Origin of the sequence: Pseudomonas sp. PAMC 26793 (assembly GCF_000313235.1) — a bacterium.
GTDB lineage: Bacteria > Pseudomonadota > Gammaproteobacteria > Pseudomonadales > Pseudomonadaceae > Aquipseudomonas > Aquipseudomonas yamanorum.
This window is the reverse complement of sequence record NZ_AMXG01000051.1, coordinates 22380-39093: the sequence shown is the minus strand read 5'-3', so window position 1 is coordinate 39093 and position 16714 is coordinate 22380. Positions and strand designations below refer to the sequence as shown.

General features: G+C 58.9%; 27 protein-coding genes. 1 reads left to right on the top strand and 26 read right to left on the bottom strand.

Features of this window, described 5'->3' with window-relative positions; translation table 11 throughout:
* Positions 1 to 3: 3 nt before the first annotated feature.
* The 9 genes from D109_RS0126985 to D109_RS0126945 form a co-directional block, all read right to left on the bottom strand.
* Positions 4 to 507, bottom strand: a complete 504-nt coding sequence (locus D109_RS0126985) for a DnaT-like ssDNA-binding protein (RefSeq protein WP_017479628.1) — start codon at positions 505 to 507, stop codon at positions 4 to 6.
* A 59-nt stretch (positions 508 to 566) separates the two neighbouring features.
* The gene (locus tag D109_RS0126980; protein WP_017479627.1) at positions 567 to 1151 is read right to left on the bottom strand and encodes a hypothetical protein; all 585 of its coding nucleotides are present in this window, start codon (positions 1149 to 1151) and stop codon (positions 567 to 569) included.
* A 47-nt stretch (positions 1152 to 1198) separates the two neighbouring features.
* Positions 1199 to 2164 (bottom strand): major capsid protein, encoded by a 966-nt coding sequence (locus D109_RS0126975; protein ID WP_017479626.1) that lies wholly within the window; start codon positions 2162 to 2164, stop codon positions 1199 to 1201.
* Between the two features lie 12 nt (positions 2165 to 2176).
* Positions 2177 to 2905, bottom strand: a complete 729-nt coding sequence (locus tag D109_RS0126970) for a hypothetical protein (RefSeq protein WP_017479625.1) — start codon at positions 2903 to 2905, stop codon at positions 2177 to 2179.
* A gap of 82 nt (positions 2906 to 2987) precedes the next feature.
* Positions 2988 to 4073: a minor capsid protein gene (locus tag D109_RS0126965; RefSeq protein WP_017479624.1), complete on the bottom strand. Its 1086-nt coding sequence runs from the start codon at positions 4071 to 4073 to the stop codon at positions 2988 to 2990.
* Entirely contained in the window at positions 4048 to 5466 is a 1419-nt protein-coding gene (locus D109_RS0126960; RefSeq protein ID WP_017479623.1) for a DUF4055 domain-containing protein, read from the bottom strand. Before D109_RS0126960 ends, D109_RS0126965 begins: the two co-directional genes overlap by 26 nt.
* Positions 5463 to 6764 carry a terminase large subunit domain-containing protein gene (locus D109_RS0126955; protein WP_017479622.1) on the bottom strand — a complete coding sequence of 434 codons (1302 nt, stop codon included), beginning with the start codon at positions 6762 to 6764 and terminating at the stop codon, positions 5463 to 5465. The genes D109_RS0126960 and D109_RS0126955 overlap by 4 nt, the downstream gene beginning before the upstream one ends.
* On the bottom strand, positions 6751 to 7212 hold the full coding sequence (locus D109_RS0126950) for a DUF2280 domain-containing protein (protein ID WP_017479621.1): 462 nt from the start codon (positions 7210 to 7212) through the stop codon (positions 6751 to 6753). Before D109_RS0126950 ends, D109_RS0126955 begins: the two co-directional genes overlap by 14 nt.
* Before the next feature lie 31 nt (positions 7213 to 7243).
* Complete coding sequence (locus tag D109_RS0126945) at positions 7244 to 7867, bottom strand: putative metallopeptidase (RefSeq protein WP_017479620.1); 624 nt, start codon at positions 7865 to 7867, stop codon at positions 7244 to 7246.
* A gap of 29 nt (positions 7868 to 7896) precedes the next feature.
* Between D109_RS0126945 and D109_RS0126940 the strand changes: the two genes are divergently transcribed.
* Positions 7897 to 8124, top strand: a complete 228-nt coding sequence (locus tag D109_RS0126940) for a hypothetical protein (protein ID WP_017479619.1) — start codon at positions 7897 to 7899, stop codon at positions 8122 to 8124.
* A gap of 67 nt (positions 8125 to 8191) precedes the next feature.
* On the opposite strand, the gene D109_RS1000000134380 is transcribed toward D109_RS0126940, so the two are convergent.
* From D109_RS1000000134380 to D109_RS0126860, 17 genes are all read right to left on the bottom strand, one after another.
* Positions 8192 to 8632: a hypothetical protein gene (locus tag D109_RS1000000134380; protein ID WP_017479618.1), complete on the bottom strand. Its 441-nt coding sequence runs from the start codon at positions 8630 to 8632 to the stop codon at positions 8192 to 8194.
* A gap of 54 nt (positions 8633 to 8686) precedes the next feature.
* A complete protein-coding gene (locus D109_RS0126930; protein ID WP_017479617.1) occupies positions 8687 to 9031 on the bottom strand; it encodes a hypothetical protein in 345 nt (114 codons plus the stop codon).
* On the bottom strand, positions 9028 to 9366 hold the full coding sequence (locus D109_RS0126925) for a hypothetical protein (protein ID WP_003218335.1): 339 nt from the start codon (positions 9364 to 9366) through the stop codon (positions 9028 to 9030). The genes D109_RS0126930 and D109_RS0126925 overlap by 4 nt, the downstream gene beginning before the upstream one ends.
* A 116-nt stretch (positions 9367 to 9482) precedes the next feature.
* Positions 9483 to 10001: a DUF1983 domain-containing protein gene (locus D109_RS1000000132385; RefSeq protein ID WP_152416414.1), complete on the bottom strand. Its 519-nt coding sequence runs from the start codon at positions 9999 to 10001 to the stop codon at positions 9483 to 9485.
* 207 nt (positions 10002 to 10208) lie between these two features.
* Positions 10209 to 11171, bottom strand: coding sequence for a hypothetical protein (locus D109_RS0126915; RefSeq protein WP_017479615.1), 963 nt, complete (start codon positions 11169 to 11171; stop codon positions 10209 to 10211).
* An 11-nt stretch (positions 11172 to 11182) separates the two neighbouring features.
* Complete coding sequence (locus D109_RS1000000133345) at positions 11183 to 11368, bottom strand: Com family DNA-binding transcriptional regulator (RefSeq protein ID WP_081585403.1); 186 nt, start codon at positions 11366 to 11368, stop codon at positions 11183 to 11185.
* Between the two features lie 144 nt (positions 11369 to 11512).
* Positions 11513 to 12094 (bottom strand): hypothetical protein, encoded by a 582-nt coding sequence (locus D109_RS0126910; RefSeq protein ID WP_017479614.1) that lies wholly within the window; start codon positions 12092 to 12094, stop codon positions 11513 to 11515.
* Positions 12091 to 12687: a recombination protein NinG gene (locus tag D109_RS0126905; protein ID WP_017479613.1), complete on the bottom strand. Its 597-nt coding sequence runs from the start codon at positions 12685 to 12687 to the stop codon at positions 12091 to 12093. The genes D109_RS0126910 and D109_RS0126905 overlap by 4 nt, the downstream gene beginning before the upstream one ends.
* Complete coding sequence (locus D109_RS0126900) at positions 12678 to 12962, bottom strand: hypothetical protein (RefSeq protein ID WP_017479612.1); 285 nt, start codon at positions 12960 to 12962, stop codon at positions 12678 to 12680. The genes D109_RS0126905 and D109_RS0126900 overlap by 10 nt, the downstream gene beginning before the upstream one ends.
* Positions 12959 to 13474, bottom strand: coding sequence for a hypothetical protein (locus tag D109_RS0126895; protein ID WP_026078240.1), 516 nt, complete (start codon positions 13472 to 13474; stop codon positions 12959 to 12961). Before D109_RS0126895 ends, D109_RS0126900 begins: the two co-directional genes overlap by 4 nt.
* Positions 13467 to 13712 carry a hypothetical protein gene (locus D109_RS0126890; RefSeq protein WP_017479610.1) on the bottom strand — a complete coding sequence of 82 codons (246 nt, stop codon included), beginning with the start codon at positions 13710 to 13712 and terminating at the stop codon, positions 13467 to 13469. Before D109_RS0126890 ends, D109_RS0126895 begins: the two co-directional genes overlap by 8 nt.
* Positions 13709 to 13993 (bottom strand): hypothetical protein, encoded by a 285-nt coding sequence (locus tag D109_RS01000000132190; RefSeq protein WP_017479609.1) that lies wholly within the window; start codon positions 13991 to 13993, stop codon positions 13709 to 13711. The genes D109_RS0126890 and D109_RS01000000132190 overlap by 4 nt, the downstream gene beginning before the upstream one ends.
* Positions 13990 to 14178 carry a DUF1382 family protein gene (locus D109_RS0126880; protein WP_017479608.1) on the bottom strand — a complete coding sequence of 63 codons (189 nt, stop codon included), beginning with the start codon at positions 14176 to 14178 and terminating at the stop codon, positions 13990 to 13992. The genes D109_RS01000000132190 and D109_RS0126880 overlap by 4 nt, the downstream gene beginning before the upstream one ends.
* Positions 14175 to 14330 (bottom strand): hypothetical protein, encoded by a 156-nt coding sequence (locus tag D109_RS1000000134685; RefSeq protein ID WP_017479607.1) that lies wholly within the window; start codon positions 14328 to 14330, stop codon positions 14175 to 14177. The genes D109_RS0126880 and D109_RS1000000134685 overlap by 4 nt, the downstream gene beginning before the upstream one ends.
* Positions 14330 to 15136 carry an ATP-binding protein gene (locus D109_RS0126870; protein ID WP_017479606.1) on the bottom strand — a complete coding sequence of 269 codons (807 nt, stop codon included), beginning with the start codon at positions 15134 to 15136 and terminating at the stop codon, positions 14330 to 14332. Before D109_RS0126870 ends, D109_RS1000000134685 begins: the two co-directional genes overlap by 1 nt.
* Positions 15126 to 15917 (bottom strand): helix-turn-helix domain-containing protein, encoded by a 792-nt coding sequence (locus D109_RS0126865; RefSeq protein WP_026078239.1) that lies wholly within the window; start codon positions 15915 to 15917, stop codon positions 15126 to 15128. The genes D109_RS0126870 and D109_RS0126865 overlap by 11 nt, the downstream gene beginning before the upstream one ends.
* A complete protein-coding gene (locus D109_RS0126860) occupies positions 15914 to 16714 on the bottom strand; it encodes a hypothetical protein (RefSeq protein WP_017479604.1) in 801 nt (266 codons plus the stop codon). Before D109_RS0126860 ends, D109_RS0126865 begins: the two co-directional genes overlap by 4 nt.

Sequence of the window (16714 nt, the reverse complement as noted above, 5' to 3'; positions counted from 1 at the left end):
CTGCTATGCGCGGATCGCGAACAACCCGCGCTTTTGTAGATAGTCGGCAAACTGCGTAGCGCTCGGTCGATCAGGCGCCGCCGGCAATAGCCGATTGCTGGTGTTGGAGATCGTCGCGTATTCGCGGGTTACCGCACCTTCGACACGCTCCAGCGTCACAGCGCCTTTGCGCTTGTCGATTGGGTCGATATCGTCCTGATGGATCTCGGCAGCCAGGGCCATCTGGCCGTACTGGATGCGCGCAGGCAGGTAGTTGTTCGGCTTGATCTCGTGGTCCAGCAGCACTTCCCGGCGCGGCCAGGACAGTCCCTGCTCGCTATTCGTCTTGCGCCCCTTCCAGGTCATGCCATCCATAGCCAAGGCGGCCCGGCGCAGCAACGCTTCCTGCTCAGGAACACCTGCGGGGATGACCGTGCCGAACCTCACGGCATACATGGCCAGGTCCTCGGCGCTCGCGTAGCTTTCGGCGTCAGGCTTGCCGGTGCCGTCCTCGATGATGAGTGTCATGCGTCAACTCGCTGGAATGGTTTGAAGATTGGCCGCCGGATCACCGACAGCCAGCAGTATTACTCCTTGGTCAGCTCAGCGACGAGCTTTTCCAGGGATTCTTTCGAGGCGTTGGCCCGATACTGGACCTTGGCTTCATCGAGCGTTGCTTTCAGAGCCGCGATATCACTAGCCTCGTCAGCCGGCGGCGTGAGGGCAGACCTCTTCAGCGCTTCAACCTCGCCACGCAGTGCGTCGACAGTTAAGGTCAGGCCGTCACGTTCTGTGGTCAACTCACCAACCGAAGCATGGATGGCGCCCAGCACTTCATACAAGCGCAACGCCAGGTCGCCGGACTCTGGACGATGGATTTCGCCAGCTTCCAGGCCGTCAACAAGGATCAGGATCGATCCATGCTCAGCACGCAAAGCCGTGATCACCTTTTCCAGTTCGGCTTGGTTGCCCGCACCAACAATCTGCGCCCGCTTGGCTTCCTTCACCGACACATCGATGCCGGCTGCTTCGTACGCATTGACCACGCTCGGCCAATCGCCAATCACCAGCACGCTGGTCACACCCGCTTCGGGCTTATCGAAGTGTTCCGGATTGCGGTAACGCTTCTCCGGGTCGAAGCCGCTCAGCTGGTTGCTGTAAGTCAGTTCCATGTGTTTCTCCAAGGCGGCCATTGCTGACCGCGCGTTGAGTTTGAGGCTTAACCGCCAGTAACAGGAGGCGTTGCGGTCAGCGTGATCATCACGCCGGCGGTGACTTTGTTGCTGCCCGCATGCTTGACCCAGTTGGCAGCGGAGCCCACGGCAGCCAGGGTTGGATTGGAACCGCCAGTGGTGGCTTTCCAGCTATAACCCAGCACATCGATGTTTACGGTGCCTTCCGCGCGGTAGCCGATGCTCAGGTTTTCTTCGTCGTTCACTTCGTAGGAACGGAAGCCCGGCGCCTGCGACTCGGTGATGGTTACGGCGTTTGGCAGCAGGCCGAAGATCACATCCGCCGGCGCGGTGTCGGTCACCAGTACAGGCTTGCCCAGAGTGCCCGGCAGGCCGCCGTAGATCACAACGCCAGCTTCTTCGTAGATCTTGTTAGTGATGGCTTCGTCGACGATGTCGAAGTAGGCGCTGGAGTGCATGACCCACAGAGCAATACGGCCGAACTTGTCGCCGAACTTGCGCATACCGCGAGTCAGCGTCTTCTTGCCATCGGTTTCGATGTTGGCCGAAACCACCATGTCAACGTTGGAGCCGATGGCGGCACGCAGGCCAGCAGTTGCGTACTGGATGAAGCCTTCCAGGGTCGCATCAGCAACGTCGGCGCCGACGATCTGGGAGAACTCCTCGACCGGACGACCGCGGCGCTTGAACGCCTCCTCGGTGGTTTGGTAAGGGCCGTACTTCCAGGGAGCCTTGACGCCGACAGCTTCGCCGGCGCTGATCTTCTTGGCAGTTACCTTGCCGTCGGAGTTGACGTCGCGGTGCTCCAAGGAGCCGTTCAGCTTGTAGAGAGCGCGCTTGCGGAAGTCACCTTCGATCAGTTCGTTGTCCAGCACCATTGCGCCGTTGGACGATGCGTTGAATACATCCAGGTTGTCCTGGACACGTTCCAGGTATGCGGTTTGCGCCTCATCGTTGTAGATGATCAGGTCGCTGTTAACGGTTGTAGCCATGGGTCAATCCCCTTACTTGGGCAATGCGAGATATGCGGTTTGGCCGTGCTTGCGCTGAAAATCGCGCTTCTGCTCGGAGGTCATTTCGGAGCGCTTGAATGCAGCCTTGCCGCCACCCCCGCCCGGGGCAAATGTCCCTGAAGCCCTTGGCCACAGATGAGGTGCGCTTTCGCGCAGAGATTCCGCCCATTCGAGCGGAGTCAGAGGGGTCTTGCCGTCTTTACCGAGGATGACCTGGCCGGATTCATCAACGGCGACTGCATCGCCATCTTCGTTAAGAGTGAACACGCCTTTGGCGCGCAGGATGATGTCGTCGGTTGCTTCTGGCAGAGCGCCGGCTTTCAGCGCTGCGCCGCGCACCGAGTCGCCCAGAACCTTGCCCTGGAACTTGGCAGCAAAGGATTCGGCCTTCTCGGCGCGCTCGCTGATAGTCTTCAACTGCTTGTCGTAGTCACCCCGCAGGCGCTCGGTGCGTCGATTGAAGACCTCGTCCACCTTGCCCTCGGTCAGCAGCTTGGTTTCTTCGTCCTGGCCGGCACGACTGAGCAGGCCTTTGACGGCGTCGATGTCGATGCCCTCAAACTGGGTTTCGAACTGGGTCAGCTTGCCGGAGGTTTCCTTCAGCTTGCCCAGCAGTTCCGAGTTCTTGGTTTTCAAACCCGAAACGGATGCTTCAACGGCAGTCGCGATAGCGGCCTTGATTGCCGGGTTTTCCAGGTCGATTTCGTTTTCTTCTGCCACGTTGATTCACCCCTTGGGTATGTTTCGCCCGCTTTGCAGGCAATAAAAAACCGCCCGGAGGCGGCTGGTTGAATGTGTTCGGTTAAATTCCGGCCCGCTCAAAAGCCAGCGGCTCAAGCCTCTTCATCTGTACCAGGTTCAGAGGCGCGAAGTTGCGATCAAGCTGCAGTTCGGCGAAACGCTCGATGGTCAACCCACCCTCCCGGAACAACTTGGCCCGGACTGGACCGATGGCCACGTCCTGGAACGAAGCCGGCTGCTGCTGGAGCCAGTGGTAGTAATCGAGGTCGGCACTGACCTGCTGTCCGCCATCAGCACCCACCGAGGCACGTGTTGCGCCCTTGGCGAACATCGCGCTGAGCTTGGTCAGCAGGACGAAGGTGGTGCGGCAATTAGGGTGGAATGGCGGCCTTGGGCCGGAATCCACCGGAAACTTACGCTTATCCATCGAGCGGCATTGCTGGCTGGTCTTGCTGTCTAGGGTCGCGACCATCTGGATCTCTTCGACGATATCCGTGTTGGCCTTGGCCACCTCCATTCGCGCCTGGGACGACACATGCTGAATGGCGGTGTGCACGACCGTGCTGGCATTGCGGTTGGTGGTGGCCAGGATGCCGTCTTTGTATCCTGCCGCCTTGGTGCCGCGAATGTTGCGGATGATCTGGAAGTTCGTCTGCCCTTCGAAGAAGCCCTGCCGGATGGTGCCGGTAACCCGTTCACGCTCTGCACCGGTCCAACCCTTGATGAACGCCTTCAGCAGCTTCCCGCCGCCTGTGCCGCGCACACTGAGCGGATTCGTCAGCACTGCCGAACGGATCGCAGCAGCCGTTGGTGCTACCACATCCAGCGACACGCCAACCGGCGCCGACCTGGCAAGGCTGGTCGCCTCAAACTCTGCCTCGTAATTGGCGATGTCCACCAGGTCAAGGTTCAGCTGCGCGCTGTACCGGTCGAAGATGCCCAGCAGCAGGCTATCCACCTCCTTCAGCAGCGCTTCCAGACGCTTGACGTTGTACTCGGTCAAATCCGACTGGGTAAGCCGATCCCGTATAGATCGGTCAATCTCCTTGAGGAAGGGAGCGAACTTGCCCACCTCCCCAGCCTTGAGCTTTTCGAGGAAGACCGCGTGCCGGATGGTCGCGTCAAGTACTGCCGGATTTACCGCCATTTGTTTTGTCCTCGTCGTCCAGGTCCAGTCCGTCGCCCTGCTCTTCCAGCTCGCCGTCAATCTGCTGGTCAGTACGCTCTGGTGCGATCAGACCTAGCTTGCGCAGGTAGGCCCGAAGGTCTGCCTTGGCGAAGCCACCGTTCTGCCACAAGCCAACCAAGGCCGTGATCATCTGCGGGTCTGCCGTCAGCTCTACAAACTCCTGATTCACTTGGTAGGCGACTTTTTTGTCTGCAACGCCCATGTAGGCGCAGCACCACATGATTGCCCGGGTGTAGGCCTCGCTGACGTTTGCCACGCAGCCTGCGAGCACCGAAGTGGACGCCGATTGGTCGCCGCGCGACTCGGTAGCGGTCTTGGCAGCTAATGAGGCCACCACCATCCGGGCACCCAGCTCGATCATCATCTGGTTCTTGTCGTTCATTGCCTCCCTGACCAGAGTGTTCGGCAGCGGTTGCGAGTATTCGAAGCGGCTGCCCACCGGCAAAAGCATCGGCGCCCTTGAACCGACGTAGATGCCATGCTTCTCCATCCAGTCGCGCCAGTTCTCGTCCAGGCCTGTGATCGACGGCTGAGCCTGTCCGCACCAGAACACGCTGTCCTCATAGTCGGCGCTGTTCCGGAAGTGGCCCAGGTTGATCATGGCGATGTCGTACAGCGGCGACTCGTCGATGCTTGGGTCGTTGTTCTGCGCGCCGACGAAGGTGAACGGGATCTCCTTGAGACGCCCGGTGACGCCTTCCGGCCTGAACTCTTCGATGACCGTCAGCGGCCCACCACCTTTCGGCCCGGACCGGCGCCAGACCCGGCACACAAAGCCGTCATCCTCAAGCGCCAGTTCCCGGTACTGCTCAGCTGTCTTGTAGCCGAAGCCGTCAGGAATCTCCGGAGACTCGCGCAGCACCACCAGCGTCAGCACGCTGTGGCCGTTAACCATGCCCGTGCGCCAATTGATGATGTCTTCCGCGCAGTAGGACAGGATCACCGAGTGACCGCCGATGCCGTCGTCCTGGTGATAGTCGACGTACAGACCGTGGCGCCCAGCTTCAAGCACCTTCTCCAGCGTGCCTTGGGAGTGCTGGTAAATGCTCACTCCGGAGCCGTTGGCGTTGTCTTGCAGGTATTCCAGCTTCTTTGGCACCGTGAGTGTCGGGTCTTTATGGAAGGCCAAGCCCAGCAGCCCGTTACGGGTGTGTCCGGTGGCGTTCTTGAACACCGCCCGCTCGCGGTAAGCCAGGTTCCGATCTTCGTTCTCCGGCGACTTGTCGTGCGCGTTGATGTACGGCAGCCGATCGACTACCCGGTGCTGGCCCGCGCAGACGTCGCGAACGGTCGCCCAGCGATCCAGCACTGCCGTGTATTCCGCCCGCTTGAAGGAGACGTCGTTGCTCATCGGGCGTATCCCATTTTGATAGCGGTGACCGGTTTGATGATCGGGTACTCGCGGTGGATGAAGTAGCCGCCGGCGTCGTTCGCGTGATCGATGCCGGCGGTTTTATCTGGCTCCCCGTTCGCGCCCCACACCTGCTGCTCCAGGCCATCGGCGTAGGTCGGACAGGTGAGCGAGTTGACCAGGTAGCGGCGCTCGCCCTGCGCATTGCAGAAGACGGCGTTCATTGCGTTGATTCGGTCCTTCACCGGCGGGTTTGCCGCTGGAGCGATGACCGAGAACCCGGCCTGCTTGAGCATGGCCAGGTCGGTGATACTGGCGTTCACGGACTTGCGCGAATCGCCCGAGGCATCTGGGTAGATCCTGATCTCGCAGGTCTTCTTGAAGTCATTGCCGTCGTGCTGCCAGTAGCGCTCTTTGATGCGGCGAATCATGTCGGGCGTGTCGTAGCCGTCGATCAGCTCATCCACGGCCCTGGGCAGCCCCTGGTCACGCTTAACATGGGTAATCGCCGCCATCTTGCCGACGTTGAAGTCCATCCCGATGAACAGTGGCTCACCAGGCTGCACGGTGTCGAAGCATCCGTTGAGCTTACGGTCGTAGGCGGTGTAGATCGTGCCGGACGTCAGGTTTACGAACTGGCCTTTGAGGTACGCCATGATCAGCTGAGGTGGATACGACTCCATCAGCGAGGCGATGTAGTCATCCGGCAGATTGAGCTCGTTGTCGAACGTGCTGGCCTGCACCAGGCCGTACATCTCCTTGAGCGACGGCTTGTCGCGCAGCTGCTTCACGAACTGCAGGAAGACGAACTTGAAGCCTTCCGGCGTCGTGGTGACATCCACCCCGTTCTTCAGCCCGGGCAAGTTGTAGCGCATCCGGGCAATGATCTTGCGCCAAGCCTGCTGCGCCTTGACGGCAGTAAGCACGTCCAGCTCATCCACCAGGGCATGGCCAATCTTGAAGCCGACAATCGTCTGCGGCTTCTCCATCGAACGGCAAATCACAGTGCCGCGGTACTGCCGGCCGCTGTAGATGTGAACTTCGTGGTTCGCCTGGTTGATCTTGGTCTTCAGCCCCCAGTCGTAGGCCACCTCATCCATGGTCGGATAGAAGATGTCCCTGATCTGCGGGTAAGTCGGTGCGAAGTAGCCAGCGTTGACGCCGGGCCACTCCATGAAGTGCTTGCTCAGTGCCGAGCACCCCACCCAGGTCTTGCCTGAGCCGAACCCGGCAACGAACGCACGGAATTTGTGGGGCAGCGTGAGGAACTGAGCCTGCGGAACATTAAGGCTCGGCATTCGGCTTCCTCGCATCCACCACGTCGACCTGGATGCGGGTCGGGATCACCGGCTCATCGCCAACCTCTTCCTTCCGGGCCCGGTTGACGTAGATGTCGCCGGTTTCCTTCGCCGCCTGTTCGAGGATCTGCATCGCCAGGCCGATGTTCTTCATCGTCTCGGCCTTCTCCACGAAACGGTTCATGGCCCGCAGGCGGAAGGCACGGTTGGCAATCGGGATATCGACAGTCTCTTCCCTGAAGCGCTTACGGCACTCTTCAAAAAAGGTCTTCCACTTCTGCCCGAGGTCTCGACCGGAATACTTGGTTGGGTCGTATCGCTCACACAGTTGGCGGGACACCTCGATGCCGTATTGCTCCTTGACGGCCTGACAAACCTGACTAGGGGTGTCGAAGCAGGCCAGGGCTTGGACAATAAAGGCCTTCACCTCATCTTTCAGGGCTGCCATAGATTCGTTTTCCGTCAAGGGCTGTCAAGGATTAAGCCAGCTTGAGCAGACAGGTTCCGCAGGCCCTCGCAATGTTCAACTTCCCCACCTCAGCAGGACTGTTTGCTGCATCCACCAACGCTTGTACGTCAGGGCTTGCGCCGTAGCGGCGGACGACACCGACGAACTCTTCAACGTCGTGGCCCTGCAGCTTGATCTTCGGTGCACCGTCTTGGGTGAATGCTGGTTGACCGTACTTGTCGGTCGCGTGAGCCAGGTGATACAGCTCGTGTTCCAGGAGCGCGCAGAACTCGAGGTCGCTGCACTGGGCGCAGTAGTCAGCGGCCAAGGTGATGATGAAGTCCGGCACCTCACCGAACCAGTCACGCATCTGTTGCTCCATTCGGGCTTTCTGCCAACCACCAGCGCGGAATGCTACCTGCTCGGCCTGGCCCAGGACTGTCCTGCCCTGCTTCTCGAAGCTCGACGACGCCCACATGACCCGGATGTCTGCATCCAGTAGGTGGGCATGGTCTTCGTTGTGAATGCTGCCGGTGTCGGCGAGGATCTCGGCTTGGAGCCACTCCCACACATCAGGTGCCGGGGTCAATCGGATGCCCAAGTCGAATAGGTCCGACAGTTCAAGCAGTGATGATGGCGGGTATGGCCTGTCCATGGGTCACCTGTGGTTGCAAGAGTTCGACCATGCCGGTATTGGTAGGGATCAAAAATCAACAGAGGCCCACCATGGACATCAGATTCAAAGTTATCGACACAGACCTAATCGACGAGCAAGGCAATACAACCGGCAAGAAAAAGTACCGTATAGTTGATAGCAAGGACGTCGAGCAACGCAGTAAGCACGGAGTTTACGAAGAAAAGGCTGAGGCTGACTCTGTCTGCTCAAGGCTCAACGCTGAACACGCCGAATGACCAACCTGTGCCGCACTCACCTGCGGCACACCTTGGCCTCCCAAGCCTTTAGCAACACGACGTGTATCTACGAACTCAATTGGCGTTTGTAGGCCGCGACGTGCTCAGGAAAGACATCACCATATGCTGGGTACTCGATACCTAAGACACTTAGCTCTATTGCGTCCTCCCCGCAATCGGCCGAATAGTCCGCAACGGACACTCCCGCAGCACGAATTTCCTCTCCGTCCACTATGCGCACAGTAAAATTGAAATGGCTTTGATCACACTGAGCGCAGGCTCTGACCTGCTCCTGGATACTGGAATATCCAGGAGCCGGAACAAATACGCCGAACGCAACCCCCATGGGCGGATCGCCGAGTTCTAAATCGGACCAACCAATATGCTGCCCATTACTGAAAGCTTCGAATCGCGGCATAGAGATAACCTGAAGAGCGCTTATTAGTTTCCCGAAGGATAACTCATCAGCTAGATAGCGAGCATTCAGGACAGCGGTCGCGACCATCATTGGAATGGACCTGACTCGCGCCACGATTCGGCTATTTTGAAAACGTGGCGCGGATTACTTGCTCCGGCGCTCGACACCACCTGGCCCCTTGTCGCAGTGCAGGCAGTGCTCGCAGTTCAGCGTCCGGCAGAGCCAGACCTTCACCCGCTGCCAGTAAGTGACCATGAAGATGTGCCGGGCACCGGCCATGGCCAGGGCAACATGCAGCGTCAGTCCGGCACTGCTCGGGCCGAAGAAAATGTTCTGGCTGCGCGCCATAACGACGAAACCGCTGATGGCGATGGCCGAGTAGATCAGCTTGCCGAGAATGCCGTCCCTCACCTTCCCGCTCAGTACGCACCAGGCTGCCCACAGCGCGATAAGGCCGCAGGCGATGGAGTTGATCAGTTCAAGATTCATGGTGGGTTGCCTCCCCCGAACCGCTGGCGAATGAGCGCCCAGAGGTCAGCGGATTTGATGGCTCGATTGATGGCCGCCAGAAGCGAGCCGCCGAATGCCCCCAGCAGGAAGCCGATACCGGCGACGATCTTCGGCTCGGTCACGCCCAGGTAGGTGCTGACCATGCTCGTCAGGTAGATCGAGCAGGCCATGCCGGTGATGAGGAAGATCATCCAGGCACGCCAGTCGTTCAGGTCGTCCTTGTGCCACCAACTCGCGATCACAGCGCCAACAAGGCCCGCAATCAGTAATTCGAACCTGTCGATCTTGTCGAGCAGGCGCTGTAGATACTCCATGCGCTCGACTCCGTGGGGCATGTTTGAAATAGGTCAGCCCCGGCGGCACTCCCTGCTCAGAGCGAAGGGTGTGGCGGGGCCGAAAACGAAAAGGCTCGCGCAGTGGCGAGCGGGAATTAGCGTGACCGGTGAAGCAGACCGCCAGGCATGAGCTCGGAGCGGATCACTTCTTTGACCTGGTCGGCCAGGTTGAGCTCGAAGCCCTCACGCTCGCCGATGCCGATACCGGCTGCGCATTGTCGACCATCGGCGCCTAGCTGCACTCGAATAGACCAATTCGCGGAGAGCCGGCTCTCAACCGAGGCCTCCTTGAGGCACTCCGCATTGATGTAGGTGACACCGTCAATAACTATGAACGGCTTCTGGCTTTCTTTAAGGGACTTGCCGCAGTACACGGCTTTAGGGTCAGCCCCTGAAACTTTCACCCGGTCAGATGCAAGCTCGAAGGCCCCCTTATCAGTATCAATTTTCCAGCCGGAAACACCCGGCACGTAATCTTCGGACTGAATCGTGTGGGACATTTGCTGTGCCTCATAACGAGAAAAGCCCCAGCGAATGCTGAGGCCATGAATAGGTGTGCGCGTCTTTCCGCGCTGCCAGCCACAGACAATTCCAGCGTCGACGCCCAAATGCATCGATCTCGCTGATCTGGTCTCGCGCCACTCTGGAAGTCAGGTGTGAACAGAGCGCGCGGGCTGCCGGTGTTTTTCCGTAGCGCGGCACTACCGGCTTATCCGCGTCCAGGCATCCCCCGAAGGGCCACCCTGGCTGTGGCGAGCCTGAATCAGAAATGAAAAAGCCCAGCGCGACGGCTGGGCTCTATTACGCAAGGAGATAGAAGATCATGGAGTCCAGTAAGCAATCTTGCCGCCTGCACCAACAGCTATAAAATTGCCGTTGCCGTAGGCGACGCTCCGGATATCGGTTCCTGCGAAAGTGTTGGCTTGCTGAACCCAGCCGATCCCATCCTCGGAAACGGCTGTCTTGCCGCCGTCGCCGACAGCTACATACTTGCCATTACCGTAAGCAATGTCGCGGATGATGGTTCCACCGAAACTGGTATCTTCAACAGCAGTCCAGCTAAGCCCATAGGATGAATATGCCATCTTGCCATCCGCACCAACGATAAACATTTTCCCGTTGCAAAGCTTCATGGAAAGGATGGTGCTAGTGCCGAAGGTGCTGGTTCTGGGCGTGAAGTTTTGCAGATTATCCGTCGCCACCTTCACAGCGCTAAGCAGCTTCCCATTCGATCCCGCAACCAACACAAAACTGTCAATGACGTTGACGCAATACACAGTCTCGCTAGAAGTGAAGGTCGTAGAGCGCTCCACCAGGCCTGACCAATCGCTATAACGGGAAAAGACTTTACCGTTAGACCCAACCAGTATCCAGGTGTAGCTGTTACCGGAAATTGGTTGATAAAACACAATGCCTTGCAAGTCCGCGGACGCGCGAACAGTTGCCGTAAGGTTTGTCCAATCCCTTTCAGGCCGTGCTGCGTCGCCGAAGATCAGATTGCCGGATTGAGAAAGGGCTTGAAGCGATGTCCCAATACCGTTCCAGTACAGCTCGTTGAGGACCATTCCGCTATTAGAGGTGACGACGCCCTTAAGCTTGGTCCACGCTGTACCAGTTGCGCCTCCACTGACAAGCTGAGTGGTTGCGGGAAGACCGTTGCCACCAGCCGCAAAAAACTTGCCTTGCGCAAAAACCACGCGCCGAAGCATGCCGGTGTTATCCACCGGTTGCACTTGGGTCCAAAGATCTTGCAAGGTTTGAGACGCCGAATTTGCGTTTTCCATTTTAAACTCCGTTACTTAGCTGATTTAAGTTCAGGCCTCTGTATTGGGCGTATGGCGCTCATGGGCGATTGCTCGAGGCTCGTGGCCTTCACATGATTCAGCGTCCCACATCGGGAACATTTGATCTGGAGCTCTGTAAACCCACCCGTACGGGCGAGAAGTCTTTTGCAGTTACCGCATCTGAATTCTTTCAACATCTGCAAATTCCTTTTGCTGAATCGCCCTTTCCGTGGGCAATAAAAAACCCGACGCGATGGCCGGGTTTTCTTGAACTTCCAGTGCAAGTTGCCGAAGGCAAAATACTAACTGTGGGGAAATATTGCCCTCAGCCGTGCGGGAAGTCAAGCGGCCTCTTTCATCTTGTAAATTATCCCGCCAATTGGACTCAGTGCTTTGGCGTCGATGTCGTAGCAGGCATCGAAGCAGAGTTGCACGAAGGGCTCCCAATCCCTCCCCCAAGCTGCTGAGGGGAGCTTGATGCCGTACTCCCCTTCCACCCATGCACGAAAGATTTCTGGCTTGATGAGCGGATCAGGGTTGGAAGACTGCCCCCCCTGGTGCATGTAGCGATAGCGGCGAAACACGCCCTTTGCGACGTACACGGCACGTTCACGCTTACTGGAAGTCATGCGCTCTACCCGAGAGCACGCTAGGTTGAAAACCGCATCTTCCGCCTCCTCCCGATCATCATCGGTCGGCTCTGCCGCGTACATGGCGTTGCCGAAGGCCCGCAACTGGTAGTGGAGACGCGCTATCGCCGACTGGATATGGCCGGCCAAAGCACCGTGCACCGCATGATTTGCCGTAGGCCCCCGTTCGCTGCTCTGCACCACCACCCCAAGCTCCGCGGCATCTGAGGACTGGCCCGGCGCGGGGCTGTAGTTGCAGTCATGCCACGCCTGGCGCGCTGAATTGATCTTCATGCTGCAGCCCTCTTCAGTTCTCTTGTCTTAGCCCGGTAGTAGGCTTTGATGCCCTTGATCTGCTCGACGGAGTACTTGCGCACGCTCTGGTCTGCTTCCAGAGCGTCGACGGCCTCCTGGCCGATTCGCGCAATCAGGCCGATCCGGTAGTCCACGGCATTGCCCGACAGGAAACGGTTGTCCTGCTTGCTCTGGGCGTGACAGTTGCGCTCATCGAAGCGCAGGTGCGGCGCGGAGCCAACGCTGCGGTAGTGGCCGGCATCGACTGCGTTGCCGCTCCAGTCCAACGGCTTGCCGCTGGAGATGCAGAGATGGCCGGCAGCCTGGTCCCTCGTGCGGATGTATTCGTTGAACGCCTGCTGAGCCTCGCGCATGTGTTCGCCGCGGCTCTTCAGCTTCTCCTTGCGTACTTTGATCTCGCGGCGCTCAACCTGGGCCAGCGACTTACGCGCTTTGGCCTGGTTCACGTCCTTGATGGCCAGGCCGCACTTAGGGCTGCATACGGCCTGGCCCAGTCGCTGCGGCGGGAAGCTGATGCCGCATGCTGGGTTCTTGCAGGTTTTCTTTTTCCGTTCCTTGGTTGTTACAAGCATGGCTCAGCCTCCTTGGCTTTCTGCTGGTCTTGGGTGAAGTCGCCACGTAGGGGCATAAAACATTTAGAGGAACCCCAACACTGGTCTGTCAGCTCTGGAGCTCCGGTAAATTGATTCAAGCCCAGAAGGTTTTCGCCCCCGACACGAATCGGATAATCATCGATGGCCGGGCTATCAACCTCGACGACTTCAACACTCCGGCCAATGTTTTCGGCGCACTCAGGGAGCGCTTTGATAATGATCACCAGATCGCCCGGCTTGAAGTTATGGCTCATGCGGCCTCCTTGAATGCTTCGAACTCGGCCATTTCGGTCAATCGCTCTTCCGTGAGCGTCGGCCAGTCGTGCAGCACCAGGTACGCGCAGCACTGGCGCCAGAAGTCTTGGAATGTCTCCTCCCCCATCGAGTCGTAGGAAAGGCTGCGGGGTGTCTTGCGGGTGAGCTGGCCCAGGCCAGGGATGTCGAACGCTTCCTCGTCGCAGTACACGCCCGACTCCAGTTGCAGGGCCTTGATCGCGTCGTGGGACTGCTTGCCAGAGAACCGATCGATGTTCTGGCTCAGCACCCGGCCCAGGCCGTGGACCAAACCATTGAACCGTGGGTTGCGCGGCTGCTTGAGGTCGGCGCGGATCTTCGCGTTCATCTTGAATTCGCGCTCCCGCAGGATCGACCGGTCGGCGTCGGAGGACGGCACGAACGCGGCCACCTCCTTGCCGGTAGCCGGATCGACCAGGCGGCGCAGCACCAGGTACACGGGCATTGGGCGGGGTTTGGCTGGCTTAGCCATGGCGCCCACCCGCATTTATCGGCGCCATTGGCGTGATGCCTGGGATCATGTTCGCCCGACGGATCAGGACATTGGCTCGCTCATGCGGCACGCCAGCCGCATCCGACACGCCATTGCGGTGCCCATGCATGTAGGCTGCGTTCCGGCGCTGCGGTGGTAGCGAGTCCTTTCCGCGCATGTAGCCCTGGACCATTTCCCAGTCGGCGTCGGTGTAGCTTTCTGGCTTGGCGTAGGTCATGACTGCTCTCCTTGGGCCATGAGGGCGACAAATCGCACGTCATCCTCACGCAGCGCCTCGACCTCCGCCTTGAGCTTGGTATTATCGCGGTCAAGGGCAGCACAGGCGCTCTTTAGGTCTTCGTTCTCGACTAGCAGCCCCAGCGCCACCTCCTCCACGGTTTTCTCGCCGAGGAACTCACCGAGCGCTTCCGTGTTCTGCTTCCACTCCGCGCAGTCAGCCTTCCAAGAAGCGACTTCACTCCACAGCAGCTTCTGAAGTTTCTGCTTGTCGATGGTCATGTCCGTCGCTCCGCTGCTTCTGCGATCAATGCCATGCGCTCAAAGCGCTCAGCGGCCTGGCTGGCGAGATTGGCCAAGTCCGCCTCATCCACCACCGGCATGCACACGAAGCGGATCCCGTGCTTGACCATGGTGTTGGCCATCTCGAGGGATTGGCGTAGCTGGGCTGGGTTTGCTCGTTTCATGGTTTCACCATCCGGCAGACCAGCTGCATGTCATTGAACTGAGCCTGGAACTTGCGAGCATCGTCTCGCTGGCTGAACGTAAATTGCAGGAGGATGAACATCACCCAGAAGCCGATACCGAAAACCCAGCACATCAATTTTTCGCTACTCATCAGAAACCCTCCTTGCCGCGCTGTGATTCCCACTCGAACGGGATCACGATCACCCCGCCCTCCCGGAGCCTGTCAGCGCAACGCTCGCCGATAGCGGTAGCCAAGGCCTTCGCGTCGAGGTTGGAGACGATGACGGTGGGTCGTAGCTCTTCGTACCGACCGTTGATGATGGCGAACAGGGTGGTCAGCTCGAAGTCGCTGGGCTTCTCCTTGCTCACGCCAATCTCGTCGAGGATTAGCAGCGAGGGGCTGATGAGGCTCGCGAGGATCTGACTCTCTGACTTGTCGCCGCTGTGGTCGTAGGTCGCGCGAATGGCCTGCAGGACAGAGCCGATCGTGCGGTACACGGCGGTTGCGCTGGACGTGGCCATGATCTCGTTGGCGATGGCGACCGACAGATGCGTCTTGCCGGTGCCGGGCTTACCCAGCAGCAACAGGCACCGGCCGGCGGCGGCGATCTGCTTGAAGTCGCCGGCGTACCTAGTGCAGGTCTTCAGCGCCTTCTGCTGCTCGGCGGTGTCGGCGATGTACCCGCCGAATGTCTTGCCCGCGAAGCGTTTAGGGATCAGCGCGGCACCCAGCTTTTGCGACATGTGCAGCTGCGCGAGAGCGGCTTCGTGCGCCTGACTACGAGTCTTTTCCTCTTCGGCGTGGATGCGCTGGCACTCAGGGCATGTCGTCCTGAATTCCTTGCCGAATATCACCGTGAGCTTCTGCGGGAATTGTCCGTGGTCTTCGCACACGCCAGTGGCCTGCTGCGGCGCCGGTGTGGTGCTTGGTATCGAAACGATCTTGTCAGAACGCATAGGTGCCATCCTCCCGCTGAGTCAGGCCGGCGGTGTAGTCGCGGTCAGCGAAGCCGGTGTGACGGGATTGCGGGAACTGGTGGACGTTGCTCGGGCCTTTCTCTGGGAAGATCCCGGTCCAGCCGTTGGCGATCGAGGTGGCGAGGACCTGGTCCGGCGCTGCGTGCCCCACTAGTGCCTTAGCCTGTTGCTCGCAGCTCTTTGCGGTCAGTGGCTTGCGGATTTCCTTGCGGTGTTGGCACCAGTCAGCCCAGGTTTCGGCTGTCACGTTTCCCGGCTTGGCAGTCAGCGGATCAAACCTGGCAGGCTTGCGCGGCGCGTCAGCGCCCTGCTCTTTCGGTTCATTGATGGTTAATGGATGGTTAGAGGGTGGATTGGCTGCAGCTCCTGCACCCCGTTCGGTCGTGAGCTGCACCCCGTTGTGTTCTGATCTGCACCCCGTTGTGTCTTCATTTGCACCCCGCTTATCACCGGGTGCAGGAGATGCACCCCGTTCAATGCACAGGTCATAGACAACTGGGCGACGGTCGTGACGGTCAATGTAGGCAGCAGCAATGGCTTGATTACCAAGACGAATTGCTCCGATCTCTTCAAGGTGGTCGAGCTTGTAGCGAACGGTACGAACGGAAAGGCCCGTGTCTTCGCTCAGGCTGTTTGCGGAAGGGAAAGCCGCCTTGCCATTCTTGTCTGCATAGTTCGCCAGGCAGAGCAGCACATGACGCGCAGTAGCGTCACGAATATCTCGCTGATCAAGGGCCCAGGTCATGGATTGAACGCTCACGCTGCACCTCGTAGAGCCTTGTCATGGGTAAACAGACCGTCCCAGGTCTTCTTCATAGGCAGTTCGTTGGACAGGTACAGGTCATAAAGGCGTGCGGCGCCCTTCTTCAGCAGGATCGGCGTGTAGGAGATGAAGGGGTCTTTGCCGTGTGGGGTGACTTCGTGCTGGTGCTCGGTCATGTACTTGTCGCGGGCGTAGGAGCCAACACGGTGACGTAGGCCGGACTTGCTCTCGTTGTAGAGCCAGCTTCGGGCTTCCAGGTACTTGCCCACCTGCATGACGTTGACCCCATTGAGGCCCTTGCAGAATTGGGTGTGGGTCATGCCTTCCTTGAACAGGTTCTCCAAGGAGTGGATCTTGGTCGCCTGCTGCTCAACCTGGGCAGCGAGCATCAAGCGGGCCTTTTCAGACTCCATGGCGATCTGCAGGATCTGAATGGTGGAAAGTTCAGGTGCTTCCAGCGCATTGATCTTGGCGACAACATTGCGGCGAACCGCTTTCGACTCTCGCATGGAGACCAGTAAGCACTGATCCTTGGTAAGCATCAGCCCCTCGGACGCTGGACCGCGCTGATTCTTTACTACGAAAGTTTCGTAGTATTCACCTTCAAGCTCATCACGGCACCGGGCCGTAAAATCATTGCGGCGAACTTCGCTTTCGCCAAATTCGGTGCGCGCGGAATTTACAAGTTCGAGCAGATCAAAACTGCTCATCTTGTCCCGCGCCACGTTTTGCGATTGCAGAAAACGTGGCGCGGAAATGTTGGGGGTATTGATCGATTCTGTGTGTTGGTGCAT

Excerpts from the sequence above, each read along its gene's own strand:
- D109_RS0126985 (WP_017479628.1), bottom strand. The coding sequence starts at position 507 with ATGACACTCATCATCGAGGACGGCACCGGCAAGCCTGACGCCGAAAGC.
- D109_RS0126980 (WP_017479627.1), bottom strand. The coding sequence starts at position 1,151 with ATGGAACTGACTTACAGCAACCAGCTGAGCGGCTTCGACCCGGAGAAG.
- D109_RS0126975 (WP_017479626.1), bottom strand. The coding sequence starts at position 2,164 with ATGGCTACAACCGTTAACAGCGACCTGATCATCTACAACGATGAGGCG.
- D109_RS0126965 (WP_017479624.1), bottom strand. The coding sequence starts at position 4,073 with ATGGCGGTAAATCCGGCAGTACTTGACGCGACCATCCGGCACGCGGTC.
- D109_RS0126960 (WP_017479623.1), bottom strand. The coding sequence starts at position 5,466 with ATGAGCAACGACGTCTCCTTCAAGCGGGCGGAATACACGGCAGTGCTG.
- D109_RS0126955 (WP_017479622.1), bottom strand. The coding sequence starts at position 6,764 with ATGCCGAGCCTTAATGTTCCGCAGGCTCAGTTCCTCACGCTGCCCCAC.
- D109_RS0126950 (WP_017479621.1), bottom strand. The coding sequence starts at position 7,212 with ATGGCAGCCCTGAAAGATGAGGTGAAGGCCTTTATTGTCCAAGCCCTG.
- D109_RS0126945 (WP_017479620.1), bottom strand. The coding sequence starts at position 7,867 with ATGGACAGGCCATACCCGCCATCATCACTGCTTGAACTGTCGGACCTA.
- D109_RS0126940 (WP_017479619.1), top strand. The coding sequence starts at position 7,897 with ATGCCGGTATTGGTAGGGATCAAAAATCAACAGAGGCCCACCATGGAC.
- D109_RS1000000134380 (WP_017479618.1), bottom strand. The coding sequence starts at position 8,632 with ATGATGGTCGCGACCGCTGTCCTGAATGCTCGCTATCTAGCTGATGAG.
- D109_RS0126930 (WP_017479617.1), bottom strand. The coding sequence starts at position 9,031 with ATGAATCTTGAACTGATCAACTCCATCGCCTGCGGCCTTATCGCGCTG.
- D109_RS0126925 (WP_003218335.1), bottom strand. The coding sequence starts at position 9,366 with ATGGAGTATCTACAGCGCCTGCTCGACAAGATCGACAGGTTCGAATTA.
- D109_RS1000000132385 (WP_152416414.1), bottom strand. The coding sequence starts at position 10,001 with ATGCATTTGGGCGTCGACGCTGGAATTGTCTGTGGCTGGCAGCGCGGA.
- D109_RS0126915 (WP_017479615.1), bottom strand. The coding sequence starts at position 11,171 with ATGGAAAACGCAAATTCGGCGTCTCAAACCTTGCAAGATCTTTGGACC.
- D109_RS1000000133345 (WP_081585403.1), bottom strand. The coding sequence starts at position 11,368 with ATGTTGAAAGAATTCAGATGCGGTAACTGCAAAAGACTTCTCGCCCGT.
- D109_RS0126910 (WP_017479614.1), bottom strand. The coding sequence starts at position 12,094 with ATGAAGATCAATTCAGCGCGCCAGGCGTGGCATGACTGCAACTACAGC.
- D109_RS0126905 (WP_017479613.1), bottom strand. The coding sequence starts at position 12,687 with ATGCTTGTAACAACCAAGGAACGGAAAAAGAAAACCTGCAAGAACCCA.
- D109_RS0126900 (WP_017479612.1), bottom strand. The coding sequence starts at position 12,962 with ATGAGCCATAACTTCAAGCCGGGCGATCTGGTGATCATTATCAAAGCG.
- D109_RS0126895 (WP_026078240.1), bottom strand. The coding sequence starts at position 13,474 with ATGGCTAAGCCAGCCAAACCCCGCCCAATGCCCGTGTACCTGGTGCTG.
- D109_RS0126890 (WP_017479610.1), bottom strand. The coding sequence starts at position 13,712 with ATGACCTACGCCAAGCCAGAAAGCTACACCGACGCCGACTGGGAAATG.
- D109_RS01000000132190 (WP_017479609.1), bottom strand. The coding sequence starts at position 13,993 with ATGACCATCGACAAGCAGAAACTTCAGAAGCTGCTGTGGAGTGAAGTC.
- D109_RS0126880 (WP_017479608.1), bottom strand. The coding sequence starts at position 14,178 with ATGAAACGAGCAAACCCAGCCCAGCTACGCCAATCCCTCGAGATGGCC.
- D109_RS1000000134685 (WP_017479607.1), bottom strand. The coding sequence starts at position 14,330 with ATGAGTAGCGAAAAATTGATGTGCTGGGTTTTCGGTATCGGCTTCTGG.
- D109_RS0126870 (WP_017479606.1), bottom strand. The coding sequence starts at position 15,136 with ATGCGTTCTGACAAGATCGTTTCGATACCAAGCACCACACCGGCGCCG.
- D109_RS0126860 (WP_017479604.1), bottom strand. The coding sequence starts at position 16,714 with ATGCACCAACACACAGAATCGATCAATACCCCCAACATTTCCGCGCCA.